The sequence below is a fragment of the Rhizobium centroccidentale genome, from assembly GCF_030182565.1.
Lineage (GTDB): Bacteria > Pseudomonadota > Alphaproteobacteria > Rhizobiales > Rhizobiaceae > Rhizobium.
Genome location: NZ_JAQJCG010000037.1, coordinates 14,498 through 30,163, shown reverse-complemented (window position 1 = coordinate 30,163; position 15,666 = coordinate 14,498). Strand labels below are relative to the sequence as shown.

Annotated in this window: 14 protein-coding genes; 11 read left to right on the top strand and 3 right to left on the bottom strand. The window is 60.4% G+C overall.

The features are described from left to right. Positions 1 to 231: 231 nt before the first annotated feature. Both PH562_RS29535 and PH562_RS29530 read right to left on the bottom strand, forming a co-directional pair. Complete coding sequence (locus tag PH562_RS29535) at positions 232 to 855, bottom strand: helix-turn-helix domain-containing protein (RefSeq protein WP_095438441.1); 624 nt, start codon at positions 853 to 855, stop codon at positions 232 to 234. Then, positions 845 to 1,024, bottom strand: coding sequence for a hypothetical protein (locus PH562_RS29530; protein WP_113228944.1), 180 nt, complete (start codon positions 1,022 to 1,024; stop codon positions 845 to 847). Before PH562_RS29530 ends, PH562_RS29535 begins: the two co-directional genes overlap by 11 nt. A gap of 464 nt (positions 1,025 to 1,488) precedes the next feature. Between PH562_RS29530 and PH562_RS29525 the strand changes: the two genes are divergently transcribed. The 10 genes from PH562_RS29525 to PH562_RS29480 all read left to right on the top strand — a co-directional run bounded on the left by PH562_RS29525 (position 1,489) and on the right by PH562_RS29480 (position 12,834). Further along, a complete protein-coding gene (locus tag PH562_RS29525; protein ID WP_113228943.1) occupies positions 1,489 to 2,589 on the top strand; it encodes an LLM class flavin-dependent oxidoreductase in 1,101 nt (366 codons plus the stop codon). 131 nt (positions 2,590 to 2,720) lie between these two features. Next, entirely contained in the window at positions 2,721 to 3,965 is a 1,245-nt protein-coding gene (locus PH562_RS29520) for an acyl-CoA dehydrogenase family protein (protein WP_285177428.1), read from the top strand. Then, positions 3,962 to 5,005: a ketopantoate reductase family protein gene (locus tag PH562_RS29515; protein ID WP_285177427.1), complete on the top strand. Its 1,044-nt coding sequence runs from the start codon at positions 3,962 to 3,964 to the stop codon at positions 5,003 to 5,005. The genes PH562_RS29520 and PH562_RS29515 overlap by 4 nt, the downstream gene beginning before the upstream one ends. A gap of 38 nt (positions 5,006 to 5,043) precedes the next feature. Beyond that, a complete protein-coding gene (locus PH562_RS29510; RefSeq protein ID WP_285177426.1) occupies positions 5,044 to 5,625 on the top strand; it encodes a TetR/AcrR family transcriptional regulator in 582 nt (193 codons plus the stop codon). Further along, entirely contained in the window at positions 5,622 to 6,224 is a 603-nt protein-coding gene (locus PH562_RS29505) for a 2-hydroxychromene-2-carboxylate isomerase (RefSeq protein WP_285177425.1), read from the top strand. The genes PH562_RS29510 and PH562_RS29505 overlap by 4 nt, the downstream gene beginning before the upstream one ends. Before the next feature lie 269 nt (positions 6,225 to 6,493). Further along, entirely contained in the window at positions 6,494 to 8,146 is a 1,653-nt protein-coding gene (locus PH562_RS29500; RefSeq protein WP_285177423.1) for an ABC transporter substrate-binding protein, read from the top strand. 38 nt (positions 8,147 to 8,184) lie between these two features. Further along, a complete protein-coding gene (locus tag PH562_RS29495) occupies positions 8,185 to 9,195 on the top strand; it encodes an ABC transporter permease (protein ID WP_285177422.1) in 1,011 nt (336 codons plus the stop codon). After that, positions 9,192 to 10,040: an ABC transporter permease gene (locus tag PH562_RS29490; protein ID WP_285177420.1), complete on the top strand. Its 849-nt coding sequence runs from the start codon at positions 9,192 to 9,194 to the stop codon at positions 10,038 to 10,040. The genes PH562_RS29495 and PH562_RS29490 overlap by 4 nt, the downstream gene beginning before the upstream one ends. Beyond that, positions 10,019 to 11,746 (top strand): dipeptide ABC transporter ATP-binding protein, encoded by a 1,728-nt coding sequence (locus PH562_RS29485; RefSeq protein WP_285177419.1) that lies wholly within the window; start codon positions 10,019 to 10,021, stop codon positions 11,744 to 11,746. The genes PH562_RS29490 and PH562_RS29485 overlap by 22 nt, the downstream gene beginning before the upstream one ends. Continuing rightward, a complete protein-coding gene (locus PH562_RS29480) occupies positions 11,743 to 12,834 on the top strand; it encodes an LLM class flavin-dependent oxidoreductase (RefSeq protein WP_285177417.1) in 1,092 nt (363 codons plus the stop codon). Before PH562_RS29485 ends, PH562_RS29480 begins: the two co-directional genes overlap by 4 nt. A gap of 115 nt (positions 12,835 to 12,949) precedes the next feature. Here PH562_RS29480 and PH562_RS29475 read toward each other — a convergent pair whose 3' ends face one another. Further along, the gene (locus tag PH562_RS29475) at positions 12,950 to 13,882 is read right to left on the bottom strand and encodes a LysR family transcriptional regulator (RefSeq protein ID WP_285177416.1); all 933 of its coding nucleotides are present in this window, start codon (positions 13,880 to 13,882) and stop codon (positions 12,950 to 12,952) included. 94 nt (positions 13,883 to 13,976) lie between these two features. On the opposite strand from PH562_RS29475, the gene PH562_RS29470 reads away from it, so the two are divergent. Further along, positions 13,977 to 14,774, top strand: coding sequence for an NAD(P)H-dependent oxidoreductase (locus PH562_RS29470; RefSeq protein WP_285177415.1), 798 nt, complete (start codon positions 13,977 to 13,979; stop codon positions 14,772 to 14,774). Positions 14,775 to 15,666 lie beyond the last annotated feature (892 nt).

Genomic DNA, 15,666 nt, shown 5'->3' with positions numbered 1-15,666 from the left:
TGCGACCATCAATGCTGACCTCCTCTCAGCCAGCATCTTGAATCATATTCGACATCAAAAGGGAATCCACGATTCAAACAAAATCTGAACCGCTCTAGCTCTGAAGCATATCACCTAACTGCGCTGTGGTTTTGCGTGATATATGTGGAAAGAAAACCTGAAGCGCGAGGAGCGAATCTAGAAGATCGCAACGCGCTTTGGGGCTAGCTTTTTCATTCGCGCGGCGCAAATTCAGCCGCGAACTTCCTCGACATAAGTGGTGACGAGGTATAGCACCGCCTCGTTGCCGGTCATGTTGCGATAGCTATGGGCAACATCCGCCTCGAATATGATGGCATCACCTTCGCCAAGGATCTGCGGCGCATGTCTGCCGGCAACGACCTCCACCGTACCGCGCGACACCACGAGATTTTCAACGGTGCCCGACCGATGTGGCTCCGCAGTTTCAGTATGGTGGGGAGCAATTCGCAGCTCGTAAAACTCGACCTTGCGCTCGCTCTCATACGGAAAGAGCGCCCTGGTCTGAAATCGTCCGTCGGACGCGGAAAGAACCTTCGCTTTCGCGTGCGTCAACACTTGCAGAGCCGTTTCATGCGGCTCGGCGATCAGCGAGCCACAGGATACTTCGAGGGCGGCCGCGATTTTCCATAGGATAGCGACCGTGGGGCTGCTCTTGCCGGTTTCGATCTGCCCGAGCATGGCCCTGCTGACGCCCGATATCTTGGCCAGCCGATCTAGCGAATAGCCTCGCCGCGTTCTCAGACGCCGCAGATTTTGACCGGTCAATGTCGAAATTTCGTCGATTGCCTCCGCCCTGGAGACCAGATGCAGCGGCCCACCCAGTTCAGCTGCCATAGGCTTGATTGCCGAACGGCATCACGGGAATGAAACCGACGAAGGGCACCCACATCAGAAACGGCTGGGCCGGCCAAATCGCGCCGACAGAGGGCGCCACCGCTGACGTTTTCTCGCGGGCATCGCGATAGGCCTGGAAATCAATGATATTGGCAGCCTGACGGGACATTCTGGTTCCTCAAATCTAACGCCATAAATCTACTGTTTCACTGCACTACTGTGGAGAGAGCCGTACCCAATCTTGGCAAGAGCGGCGAAATGTTTTTGCAAAAGGGCGCGTTTGCGACGAAAGGCCTGCCCAAGAAACGCTGGATCATGCGGTCGTCGATCTTCCTGTTATAAGACAGGTCCCATCCGTGGATCTGTAGCCGCGACAGTCGCATTCCAGCGTGCTTCACGTGCCCATCGGGAATGGCAAAGTCCGCGTCGCACGCGATCGGTTTCCCGAACCATGGCAGCGCGGGATCGTTGACGACGTTTATTCGGCGAAACCTCCACATCTCGGTCGGACGGATTCAAAGCATAAATATTCTACAAATTTTGTAGAAAAAGAACGACCTGTCTTTCTGCGGCATTCCGGTGACGTTAGCATCCCATCCATAATCCGGTGAAGCAAACCATAGGGACATAAACATGCCGACCGAATTCATCAGCGTCACCTTTCCAAATGCCTCGACCGAGCTCAACCCTCTCGAAAATCCTGCTCTCGACCCACAATTCATCGAGCGTTATGCCCGTTCGCTCGATGATTACGGCTTCAACTATACCCTTATTCCCTATGACAGCGCGTCCTTCGATCCCTTTACCATCGGCGCGACCGTGGTGGCGCACACGAAGAATATCAAGATCATCATCGCCCTTCGTCCGAACACGATCTATCCGACGGTCGCGGCCAAATCGCTGGCAACGCTCGATCAGCTGAGCGGCGGGCGCGTCGTGGTTCATTTCATTGCCGGCGGAAGCGATGAAGAACAGGCCAAGGAAGGCGACTTCCTCGACAAGCATCAGCGCTACGAACGGCAGGAGGAGTATATCCGCATCCTGCGACGCGTCTGGCAGTCGAGCGAACCCTTTGACTTCGATGGCCGTTACTATCAATTCAAGCAATTCCACAGCCGCGTGCGTCCAGTGAACGGCACCATCCCGGTGTCGGTCGGCGGGTCCTCGGACGACGCCTATCGCATCGGCGGCGCGCTTGCCGATATCTTCGGCCTGTGGGGCGAGCCGCTGGCTGAAACCAAGCAGCAAATCGACCGGATCCATGCCGAAGCGGCACGCGCCGGGCGCAAGGACCGCCCGCGGATCTGGGTGACGTTCCGTCCGATCGTTGCGGAGACGGACGAGCTTGCCTGGGCCAAGGCACATCGCACCCTCGATCTTTTGAAAGAAAATCGCGCAAAAGGTCTTGGCAAGGTGCCACCATCCGCTCCCTCCCCGCAGAATATCGGCTCGCAGCGCCTGCTTGAGATCGCCTCGCGCGGCGATGTGCATGATCGGGCTCTCTGGTACCCGACGGTGACAGCGACGAATGCACGTGGTGCCTCCACGGCCCTGGTCGGTTCGCCGAGAACGATTGCTGACTCCATTCTCGATTACGTCGATCTCGGCGCGGATCTGATCTCAATCCGAGGCTATGACAACCTCAACGACGCCATCGATTACGGCCGCTATATTCTGCCGCTCGTCAGGGCGGATCTGGCGGAACGGGAAACACCGCGGCAAGCGGTTGCCTGACCGCCCACATTGTCACGCACCAACAAATGGAATTTGGCGAACGCCATTCGGATTGTGTTTGCAAAAACAAGCCATCGCGCGGCAAAGCCCGCGCATGGCGCCCCTCGCTGCTTCAAAGAGGCTGATGCAAAGTGTCCTTTAGCACCATCGATCTGGCGGATGTGACCCGCAAGCTTGCTGCCGCAGCTGCGGCGGCAGATGAATCCGGCGCCTTCCCTTGGACAGGCATCGAGGCCGTCCATGCCGCCGGCCTTCTCGAAAGCACGGTGGCGACGCGGTTCGGTGGAAAAGGTGCCGGTCTTGCCGATGTCGGGCGCATTCTGGCAGCGCTTGGTCGCGGCGATCCTTCGGTCGCCCTGATTAGCGCTATGACGATATTCACCCATCTCGGACAGGCAGCGGGCAGCAAATGGCCGGAGCCGCTTTATCGACGTTTATTGGACGATGCTCGCAATCGCCCGATCCTGCTGAACGCGGCCCGCGTCGAGCCTGAGCTCGGTTCTCCCGCCCGTGGCGGTCTCCCCGACACGTTGGCGCGCCGCACCGCCGGTGGATGGGCAATCACAGGGCGCAAGCGTTTCGTCACCGGCGCACTTGGCCTGACCCATTTCCTCGTATGGGCGCGCACAGATGAGACACCGCAGCGCGTCGGCACTTTCGTCGTTCCATCTGAGCTTCCCGGTATCAAGGTGATCGAGAATTGGAAGAGCCTGGGAATGCGGGCAAGCGGCTCGCACGACGTCGCGTTTAAGGATGTCGAGGTGCCGCTCGAACACGTCCTCGATCTCGTCGACGTCTCCGTCGGCACGCAGGACAATCGTGCCCATGCCGCCGGCAATGTCGCGCTCACCGCCATCTACCTCGGAGCTGCGGAAGCTGCCCAGGAGGCTTTCATCCGTTTCGGTCATGAACGCATCCCCGCCAATCTCGGCGTTCCGATCGCAAAAACGGAAAGGTTCATTTCCGCAGCCGGCGAGATCGACCTGCTCGTGGGCGGTGCAAGACAGATCCTGTTCAATGCGCTCGACCATTCGCTGGATGAACCGGAAGCGCTCATCAGGGCGCGCCTTCTTGCGGCCCGCTACATACGCGACGCCGTTCAGCTTGCCGTTCGCACCCTCGGCAATCCCGGTCTCAATGGCGATCTCGGGATCGAACGACATTTCCGCGACATCCAATCGGTTCTCGTCCACGCCCCCCAGGAAGACACGTCTATTTCCATTCTCGGACGCTCGGCATGTGACAGATGGAGCCGAAAGGTAGAAGAACCGCCTCATCTTCTCCCGGTTGAAAAGACGCCAGTTGTGTCCTCCGGCTCACGGCAGGCGGAAGACGCGCGGGAGTTCCTGAATGCAGTTTCCGGGCGGCGAGCATGACGCGCTACGTCATTATTGGAGCAGGCGCCGTGGGCGCCAGCCTTGCCGCGCAGTTTGAGCTTTCGGGCGTCGACTACGCTCTTGTCGGACGCGGCGCCCAGATCAGGCACATCATCGATCACGGCCTTGCCTACCAACGGCCTGCCGGCACCCGGAAAATTCGGCTGAAAGCCTTCGATACGGCGGCGCCGCCATCACTGAGGCGGTCCGATATCCTCCTGCTGACGGTAAAATCACAAGATGCCGCCGAAGCTCTCGCCTTTTGGGCCTGGCGGCCAATCGAGCATACTGAGGGGCTGACCGCCTCCGCCCTGCCGATCGTCACGTTTCAAAATGGCCTGGCAACGGAAGCGGCAGCTCTTAGACTATTTCCGAATGTTTACGGCGCCAGCATCCTGACGCCCGCCCGCTTTACGGAAACCGGTCATGTCGTGGTCGGGGGCGATCCGCAGGTGGCTATCGCGACCATCGGCCGCTATCCGCAAGGCTCGGACGAGATCGAGGCCAAGATCGTCACGGATCTTAGCCGGTCGGATTACATCGCCGAGACAACGAACGATATCAAGCGATGGAAGGCGGCGAAGCTCCTCCACAATGTGCGCAATGTGCTGGAGCTCTTCGACGGCGCGGAAGACGAACGAGCGACGTTCAGCGCGGCCCTTGTCGAGGAGGCCGAGACCGTTCTCAAGGCGGCGGGTTATACATTTGCATCTCCCTCGGAACGTACGGTCAGCATAGCGCACTGGAAGATCGCCGAAAACTCCGGCATTCGACCCGGCCAGCAATCGACCTGGCAGAGTTTTACGCGCGGCGCTTCAAGCGAAGTCGACTACCTCAACGGCGAAATCACCCTTCTCGGGCGTCTGCATGGGATAGCGACGCCCTATAACCGCGCCGCCCAGGAAATTGCCGGATCGGCGGCGCAACAAGGTGGCTTCACGGCGCTCCTTCCTTTCGCTAGTCTGCGCCGGCTTGCTGAGAACTACCTGTCTTTCTCCACCCCCATCCCTTCGAGGCCGAAAGCACATCAGGCGGGCTAGTCCCGAGATTATGCAATGACGGCATCCGGACCGACGCAATGAAAATATCAGATCATATCCTGACCACCGCCGGCACTCTTTTCTACAAGGAAGGCATTCGCGCCGTCGGTATCGACCGCATCGTCGACGAAGCCAATGTCGCTAAAGCCACGCTCTACCGACACTTTCCGTCCAAGGATCATCTTGTCGCTGCCTATCTGACCGAGCGTCACGAACGCGTCCTTCTTCAATTGAGAGAGGTCGCATCCACCGTGACGCTACAGCCGCGTGACCAGATCGCCCTGATTTTCGAACGCCTGTTCGAAAAGGCCGACAGCCCGGAGTTTCGCGGCTGCGCCTTCGCATTGGCGGTTGCCGAGCACGGTGACTCCGAGCGGGTCGTTTCCATCGCCCGCGAGCATAAGAACGCCGTGCGCGATATCTTCCGTTCCGTCATGTCGGCCGCAAGGTGTCCCACCGAACAGGCCGCCGCGCACATGTCTCTGCTTTACGAAGGGGCGCTGGCGACGGTTGCCGTTGGCCGCGACCCCCATGCTGTTCTCGTAGCGCGCGATTGCGCGTTATCCGTCTTCGATATGGCAACTAGCCAATTCATCCCGTCTGGAAGGAAAGCTTTATGACCAAAACCATTGATTACTTCTTCGGGATCGGATCGCCATGGGCCTATATAGGCCTCGATGCGTTTGTCGAAGTCGCAGCGCGATCCGGCGCTGAAATCCGTCCCTATCTCATTCCGCTGATCGTCGAAAATGGCGCGATCTATTCGCGCGATCGTCCCGACGCGCGCCGCGCCTATTGGCTGAAGGATCTTCGGCGCTGGGCCGCTCTTCGCGGCAAGCAGCTCGACTTTACCAATCGCTCAGCACTGTCCGACCCGACGCCCGCCGGCTTTTTAGTTTTGGCGGCTCAGCTCGAAGGGCAGAACTGGGTCGCCCTCGCCCGCGCGCTACAATACGGCTTCTGGGGCACTGCCGCGGATATCGGCAACCCAGATGTGCGAAAGGCGATTGCCGATGCCGCGGGCTTTGACGGTGAAGCGCTCGAGGCGCGCGCGGCGCTTCCTGATATCTCGGAACTCTGGAGCAGCAATCGCGACATTGCGAAAGAAGCTGGCGTCTTCGGTCTTCCGACCTTCCGCTATGATGGCGAACTTTATTGGGGGCAGGACAGCCTGCCCTTCCTGGAACGTCATCTGTCGGGTGAAAAGCTGGTGGCCTGACATATCGCCGAAGGACTTCAGGCCGAGCAGGCCTGAAGTCTGCGACCGCTCCTTGAGCGATACGCAGACGCTGATCGCCAAGTAGGATTTTAAGCCCGCAATTCCCTCGCCGACAGGCCCGAAAAATGCTGATCCCTACATCAGTCAAAACCGGACAAAATAATCCATAAATTTAGTAGAAAAAGAACAACCAGTCTTTCTCCTTTTGGTTCTGCCTGAATAGGCTCTGCTTCAGGAATTCGCAGAACCCGAACCATCAGGATCTATCTATGACAGAACGCCCTCTTTCGCTGCCTATTACCCGGCGCCGCTTGTTGATCACTTCATCCGCCGTGGCGACCGGTGCTTTGGTGGCGATGGCAGGCTTCACTCCCGCAAATAGTGCCGCCGGTCCGGCCAATGGCGGCGACATCACCTTCCTCATCGATTCATTGGGCGACACCTGGATACCGAACAACAGCGCGATTTCCAGTTTCCAGGGCCACATATGGGGTCACGTAACCGACAAGCTCGTCTACGTGGATGCCGACGGCAAGGTGAGCCCCTGGATCGCCGAGCGCTGGGAGCAGAATGACAGTGCGACCGAGTTCACCCTGCATCTCAAGAGTGGTGTGACCTTCTCGGACGGCACCCCTCTTGATGCGTCTGCCGCGGTCGCCAATCTCGACATCTGGTATGCCGGACGCAAGAAGGAAGGGATCAATCCAATCGGACTCTTCCCGAAGACTTACGACCACGCCGAGGCGGTTGACGCAACCACGGTGAAGGTCTTCTTCAAAAAACCGACGCTCGGTTTCATTCCGACCCTTGGCTATCACGGCTCCATTCTGATCTCCCCCAAGACCATCGCCCAGCCGGCCGCGCAGCAGGCCGATCTTAGCAAGACCTCCGGCAGCGGACCTTACGTGATCGATTCCTGGAAGGAAGGCGATTTCGTCAAGCTAGTCAAACGGAAGGATTATAACTGGGGTCCAGCGGCCGTCGGCCATACCGGTCCGGCCTATCTCGATACGATCACCTACAAGCTGGTGTCCGAACCGTCATTGCGAGTCGCTGCCGTCCAGTCCGGCCAGGCGGACATTGCCTATAACGCCTCGCCGCAGGAGCTGACGTCGCTCAAGCAGGAGGGCTTTACCGTCGCGACGCCGCGTTATCTCGGCTTCGTCAACGGCTGGGCGATCAATACCAAGCTCGCGCCCTATGACGACGTCAAGGTGCGACAGGCCTTGCAGGCCGGCATCAATCGCCAGGAAATCATCGATACCGTCTACACGCCCGACTGGAAGCTCGCGACATCATTCATCCAGAGCAACGTGCCCGGCGCGACCGATCACAGCGAGCTTCTGGCCTATAATCCGGACAGAGCCGAGAAACTCCTCGACGAGGCGGGCTGGATCAAGGGGGCCGACGGCATACGCGCCAAGGACGGCAAGCAGCTGTCATTGACGCTCAATTCCAACCCATATCTCGTGACCTCGAGGTCGATCGACGAACTCATTGCCCAACAGCTCGGCAAGATCGGCTGGAAGGTCGATATCCGGGCCTATGACGTCGTGACCTACGGCCAGAAGGTTCAATATGGCGGCGCCGGCGTGCCGGCCTATGAGGTGACGCGCAGCTTCATCGACGCCGGTACTGTCGCGAGCATCCTGACCAACGCCAATAACGGCGAGAACTGGTTCGCATTGGGCGAAAGCGACCAGAAGATCAACGAACTGCGCGACAAGATCGCCAGCGCTGGTTCTCTCGAGGCCAGAAACCCGCTGCTGGATGAGCTTCAGAAATATGTCCTCGAGCAGGGCTACTTCATTCCGCGCACACAGATGGTCCAGCGCATCTATGTCCAGTCTCCCAAGCTCAAAGGCGAGACATACAACGGCGTCGCCTATGCCAGCTATTACACGGCCACGATCAGTGACTAACCCGCAGCACAGCCAAGGAACGCAAGGAGGTGATCGGCGTGAACAATGCCTATCTTAGCTATGCCACAAAGCGCCTCGTCCAGGCCGTCATTGTCATCCTGCTGACCTACGTCTTCACCTTCATCGTCGTCAGCGTTCTGCCGGGCGATCCCGTCACCAACGTTCTGCGCAACCCGCAAAACGGCTTTAGCGAGGCGGAGATCCAGGAAATCATTGCCGCCCAGGGCCTGGACAAGCCGGTACTCGTGCAATTGTCGACATCGCTGTCCCACTTCCTCATCGGCGACTTCGGTCTGTCGATGCGAACCAACCGTCCTGTGACGACCATGATCGCCGAGGTGCTGCCCTCAACGCTCGTTCTCGCCTTTGCCGGCCTCGTCGTCGCGCTGATCCTGGCGATCGTGATCGCCTATGGCACCCAGTTCCTGCCAAAAAAGTTCGGACAGGGCTTGTTGCGGGGCTTCCCCTCCCTGTTCCTATCGGTGCCGAATTTCGTGATCGGGCTGGTGCTGATCCATATCTTCGGCTTTCAGCTCGGTCTCTTCCGTGTTATCAATCCCGATAGCTTCTGGGCAACCTTTTTCGCGGCGGTCGCACTCGGCATTCCGATCTCGGCGCAGATCGCCGAAGTGCTTATCGCCAATCTCGATCATGAGTCGGGGCAAGAATATGCCGCCGTTGCCCGCAGCCGCGGCCTTGGCCAGCTGCAACTTTTTGCCAAGCATCTCCTCAAGCCGTCTTCGCTTCCGGTCATTACCGTCGTCGCGCTGACAATCGGCGAATTGCTTGGCGGCTCGCTGATCACCGAGGCGGTGTTCGGGCGCACCGGCATCGGCAGTCTGGTCCAGCGCTCGGTCAGCACCCAGGACCTGCCCGTCCTGCAGGCGGTCGTATCGCTCGCCGCCGTGGTTTTCGTGCTGGTCAACCTGATCGCCGATCTTGTCTATCCGCTGCTCGACCCGCGCGTGAAACTGCTCGGCGCCGCAGAGCGCCGACCCGTCACCTCTGATGAAGGTTCTGCGGGAATTTCGAAGTCGGTGCTGTCATGACGCTCGTTTCGACCAACACTTCCTCGCGTCTTACCGCCGGTAGCCGGCTTGCCGGTTTTCGACTGCCGGCGCCCGTCGCGCTCTCGTTTGTGATCGTGGCGATCGTGATCGCCTGGTCGCTCGCACCTGGTCTGTTCACCAGCCATAATCCGGCGGTCGGCATTCCCTCTCAAAAGCTGCTCGCACCTAGTACCCAACACTGGTTCGGAACCGACCAGCTGGGCCGCGATCTCTACACCCGTGTCGTCTATGGCTCGGCCGCCTCGGTCAGGAGTGCGCTGATTGCCGTCGTCATCGGTGCGGTCGCCGGCGGTTTCATCGGCCTGCTCGCCGGTTTCTTCGGCGGCCGCGTGGATATCGCGCTTGCGCGGCTGGTCGATGTCCTGCTTGCCATTCCGAAATTCCTGCTTGCCGTCATCGTTGTCACCGCGATCGGCTTCGACACCACGAACGCCGCGATCGCCACCGGCATCTCGTCGGTAGCCGTCTTCGCCCGTGTCATGCGGTCGGAAGTCATCAAGACGAGGCAGGCGACCTTCATCGAGGCCTCTTTCCTTTCGGGTGGCTCGCGCTGGCACATCCTCTGGCGGCACATCCTGCCGAACGCATCGCGCTCCGTGCTCCCCCTTGCCGTGCTGCAGTTCGGCGACTCGATCTTGGTGATCGCCAGCCTCGCCTTCCTCGGCTACGGCGATCCGCCGCCAGCTTCCGATTGGGGTCTGCTGGTCTCGATTGGCAAGGACTACCTCAAGTGGCCATGGCTGGTCTACGCACCCGCCTTCGTCACGATCGCGACCGTCCTCTCTGTGAATAGGATCAGCCGATGGCTTCGCAAGATAGACTGAATACAGTTCCCACCCGTATCACCGAGAATGCGCTGATGCCGCAGCGGCCAACGCCATTGCTTCAGGTGGAGGGCCTATCCGTTTCCTACGGCTCGCATGAGGTCGTCAGCAATGTCGGCTTCGAACTGGGGCGCGGTAAGAGCCTTGCGCTCATTGGGGAATCGGGCTCGGGCAAGTCGACCATTGCGCGCGCCGCGCTGCGATTGCTTCCCCGCACGGGACAGGCGACCGGCCGCATCGCGATCGACGCCCAGGACATATTGCAACTCTCCGAGCGCCGCTTCCGCCAGCTTCGAGGCCGGACTATCGGCTTCGTGCCGCAGGACCCGGGAAATGCGCTCAACCCGGTGCGGTCAATCGGTGCCCAGGCGATGGAAGCCGCAGCTCTTGTCGACGAGCCCAGCAAGGCGATCCGCAGGGCGCTTGTCCTGGAGACGTTCGCCCAGGTCGGGCTCGACAACCCCCAGCGTGTCTATGATTCCTACCCGCACCAGCTGTCCGGCGGCATGCTTCAACGCGTCCTGATCGGACTTGCGGTTCTGCCGCGGCCACAGCTGCTCGTCGCCGATGAGCCGACCTCGGCGCTTGATGTCACGATCCAGAAGAGAATCCTCGACTTGCTCTCACGGCTGCAGCAGGACCTGGACATCAGTCTGCTGCTCATTACCCATGACCTCGCAATCGCAGCCGAACGTGCAAACTCTCTTGTCGTGCTCAAGGATGGCGTCGTTCAGGAAGCGGGCAGTACCGCAGCGGTTTTCTCGTCGCCGACATCGACTTACGCAAAGAAGCTGCATGCCGACGTTCCGGCACTTAATCCGGACCGTTACCACAAGCTTCGAGACCCTGGCTTTCGTTTCCTCGACGCCGACAGCACCAAGGCACCGAAGATCGACGTCAAGGGCATCACCAAGAGCTTCACGGTCGACGGCAAGGTTCTGACGGCCGTCGATGACGTGTCCTTTACCGTTCCGGCAGGCACCACGCACGCGCTGGTCGGCGAGTCGGGTTCCGGAAAGACGACGACGATCCGGCTGCTGCTCGGGCTCGATCAACCGGACGCCGGTCATATTTCGGTCGCTGGGGAAAAACTCAACGGACGCTCACACCAGTCGCTGCGCTCCGTATGGCGCCATCTTCAGCTCGTCTATCAAAATCCATTCACATCGCTCGATCCGACCTGGAGGGTCGGGCAGCTCGTGCGCGAGCCGCTCGACAGGTTCGGCATCGGAACTCATGCGGAGCGGGCGGAACGGGTCCGCGAAGCATTGTCCGATGTCGGGCTTGGCGAGCACCTGCTTTCACGCAAGCCGCAGGCCTTGTCCGGCGGTCAGCGGCAGCGCGTCGCGATTGCCCGTTCGCTGGTCCTGAAGCCGGAAGTGATCGTGCTCGATGAGCCGACGTCGGCACTTGATGTCAGTGTTCAGACCGATATCGTCGAGGTATTGCTCTCGCTGCAGGCAAGCCTTGGCCTGACCTACGTATTCGTCTCCCACGATCTGGCCCTCGTGCGCCAATTTGCCCATACCGTCTCCGTGATGCAACGCGGGCGCATCGTCGAACACGGCAATGTCAGGGACATCTTCGACAATCCACGCGAGCCCTACACGGTGTCGTTGCTGGAATCGATCCCGGCCACCGCCAGCCCTGCCCGCGCACCGCTCCCGCAACTCCGCCGGATCATCAGCCAGGAACAGATCGCATGAGTATCGTTGCCCCCGCCGGCACCCTGCCTGCCACATTCCGCGCCAAGCGGCGACTCGGCTTCAACACCCGCGTATCGTTCAACGATGAGGCCGGTCCGGCGCAGGGACTGCGCGACGGCATAGAGCTGTTCAAGGCAGCCGAGCGGCTTGGCTATCAATCGGGCTGGGCCTATCAGCGTCACTTCGATCACTACCTGTCCTCTCCGATCCCATTCTTCGCGGCCGCCGGCCAGCATACAAGTCACATCACGCTGGGTTCGGCTGTCATCCCGATGCGCTACCAGGACCCGATCCTGCTTGCCGAGGCAGCCGCCACCGCCGACCTGCTCATCGGCGAAAGGCTTGAGCTTGCCATCTCGACCGGCGCCAATGCTGCATTCGACGCGGTATTCGGTGCGGTCGATACCGATGCCCGGACAGAAGCAAAGCGCCGCCAGGCGCGTTTTCTTGCGGCAATCGCCGGCGAGGTGCTGCACACCGTCGATGGTCCCGGCCAGGGCGCCCCGGAGGGCACCGAACTGCGGGTAACCCCGCACAGCCGGACGCTGCGGACCCGTATCCGGCAGGGTTCGGCGAGCCTGAGCTCAGCCGTGCAGGCTGCCGAGCTCGGCATCGGCCTCATCTCGGGAACCGTGCAGCACGACCACGCCGAGGGCGAGAGCTTCGGAGAATATCAGGCCCGCGCCATCGATGCTTTCCGCACGACATGGCGCCAGAAGCAGGGCACCGAGCCGCCGCCGGTCACGGTCGCGGCATCGATCCTGGTCGGCACCGCCGCCGAATTGCGGGAGAAATATGCCGCTTACGACCTCGAGCGCCGAACCAAGGGGATCGGGGCCTCCCGCCCCAGCGGCGCCCTCGAACCGACCGCGCCGGCCATTCAGCCACCGGGCATCCAGATTTCTCCGGTCTTCCATGGCACCCCCGACCAGGTGATCGAGGCGGTGCTGAAGGACCCGGGTCTGGCGGCGGCCGACGAGATTGTTCTCTTCTTGCCGCCTGCTTTCGGTCTTGCGGAGAATGTGCGGCTGCTGACCGATCTCGCCCAGACGGTGGCCCCGAGCCTCGGCTGGTCGCCGACCGCGTAACGCTGCATGTCGAGATCGGGAAAGGCTTGTCCAGATTTCCTCTCGACCGAGGCCGCTGCCTCTAAGCCATCTCTGCCGCAGCGGCAAGGGAAACAGGCAAGGTTAGGCAAGCGGTCTAACTCCCAGCCCGTGACCGCTCTATACCAGGGACCCGGAGCATTCCCTCTGCCAGAAATTCAACCAGCAGCCGGACACGCGCGATGCCGGTTCGCTCGGGCGCGATAAGCATATTCAACGGCACGGCTGGTGGAGCGTAGTCAGGCAGCACCGCTTCGAGCCGGCCGTCCGCGAGAAGGTCGTCCACCAACCAGATATGAGCGGGACCCAAGCCGCGGCCCGCGACAAAGGCTTCACGCGCGGCGAGCCCGTGATCGACGCGCAGATGCCCGCCGAAAGGCACGAGGTGGCGTGTGCCTCCCGCCCGTTCAAGCGCGAGAGATTCGCTCCCGGCAACGTTCGACATGCGGACGCCCTCATGGTCCTTGAGCTCCTCGGGTGTCGCCGGCCGGCCACGGCTTGCCAGATAGGCGGGAGAGGCGACGAGGACGCGCCGGCTTTGCCCGATCGCCCGCAGCTTCATGGAACTGTCGGCGAGCGGACCGAGGCGCAGTGCGATGTCCACGCCTTCGCGGATGAGATCAACGCGTTCATCCGTCAGGCTGAAGTCGACTGCGATGTCCGGATGGCGATCCTGAAAGGCGAAGATCAATCGACTGACGTGCCGGACGCCGAGCGCTGCCGTACAGGAGATGCGAACCGTGCCGGCGGAGACGCTCCGCGCGCTTCGCGCTTCATCGGTCGCCTGTTCCAACAAGCGCAGGATTTGGATGGCGTTGGCATAGTAAAGCCCGCCTTCCTCGGTGAGCGTGACGCGGCGGGTCGTGCGGCTCAGCAGCGCCACGCCGAGGGCTTCTTCGAGCTCACGCACATGCCGCGTGACACTGGACTGGCCTATGTTCAACTCGCGCGCCACAGCCGACAGATTCCCGCGTTCGGCGACGCGGACGAAGGTGCGGATGCGTTCGAGCGTGACGTCCGATCTATCCATTATTCGGCATTATCCTATCCATCCCTGCTATATAACGCATTAGCGGAACATGGCCTAGTTTAGGGAGAGTTTTCTTCAACGAGCAGGTACCACTATGAATGTGCTCATCGTCTTCGCTCACCCCGAACCTAAATCCTTATCGGCATCGTTACGTGATGTTGCGATCCAGGAGCTGGAAGCAGCCGGCCATACGGTTCAGGTATCCAACCTCCATGCCATGCGCTGGAAATCCGAGATCGACCGCGCGGATTTCCCGTCTTTGGCTCCTGACGAGCGGCTTATCCCGGTCGCCGCTTCCAAACATGCTTTCAGCGGCGATACGCTGACGGACGATGTCAAAGCGGAGATCGAAAAGCTTCTCTGGGCCGATACGCTGATCCTGCAGTTTCCGCTCTGGTGGTTCGCCATGCCGGCCATCCTGAAAGGCTGGGTCGACCGCGTGTTTGCTTATGGGTTCGCCTATGGCGTCGGCGAACATAGCGACAAACGTTGGGGTGATCGCTATGGAGAGGGAACCTTGGCCGGCAAGCGGGCCATGTTGATCGTAACCGCGGGTGGTTGGGAGGAGCACTACGCTCCGCGCGGAATCAATGGCCCTATCGATGATCTCCTGTTTCCGATCAATCATGGGATTCTCTACTATCCCGGCTACGATGTGCTGCCGCCCTTCGTGACGTACAGTACCGATCGCTTCGACGACGCCCGCTTCGAAGCCGCGGCAAAACATCTGCGCGATCGGATGCGAACGCTCGAAACGACACGCCCCATTCCTTACAGGCGCCAAAATGGCGGGGATTACCATATTCCGGCCATGCAACTCCGCGCGGAATTGGGCGATCCGGCGGCATCAGGCTTTGCCCTTCATCTAAAAGATGCCGCTGCCTCCAGTTAACGCGATCGGCGCTTCCAGCCCCTATTCCTGGAGTCGTTCAGTACCGCGTGAGTGCTGGGTGCTCGAAGCAGCAGAGACGGTAACGGGGTGAAGCGCCCCTCCGGCGGGAAGTCGGTTGTCCATGCGGCATCGAGCGAACGCCGGCCCAACGTCTGATTATTTGCCCTGTCACCGGAGATTGGTCCGATGACAGGGCAGACCGCCGACGGGTGGCAGTGGTGTCGGCGACCGGGGGCAGTCATGCACTATCCGAATAGACCGGCGTTGAACACGGACCTTAGTCTGATGACGAGCGAGCTTTTTTCCAGCGCAACGCAAGAGGCGGAATTTGGTGAGTATGCGGCCACCGCAACGGCCAAACACTTCTCATGCGATGACTAGCGTTTTGTTTACCGTGATCCTTTTCGTCGGATGGACCATAACATCCCAATTCGGCATGGTTTCGCGGAAAGTACGGAACGTTCACGAAACGTCGGCGCCGAGCCTTGCGCGATCCGCAGGTCGCTTCCGTGGCCGAGGAGGCCGAGATGCTGGGATTCTGGAGCAATAGGACGACCGGTTTGCGATCCTATCGAAAGGCGTGGTTGCGGCCGCGGAGTCGAACCGCCTGTTTCGGCTTATTTGCACCGACGAGCGCACCGGCGCTCCTAGCCGCATCTTCCCTGAGCTTGCAAGCTCACGATCAGAAGTTTACGATCCAGGCGACAATTTTCCAGTTGTCAAATAGAACTAAATCATATGCACCTTCCGCGCTAACAATTCCTCCTTACGCGTCCAATCTCGACCGAAGCGTTCGGTTCGTATGCATCGATTGCGGGAAAGAGACCTTCTCTTGACACTGCACATCCGCGCATCTGATGCCGCTTGGCATTCTAAACCGTCTCAACGGGAT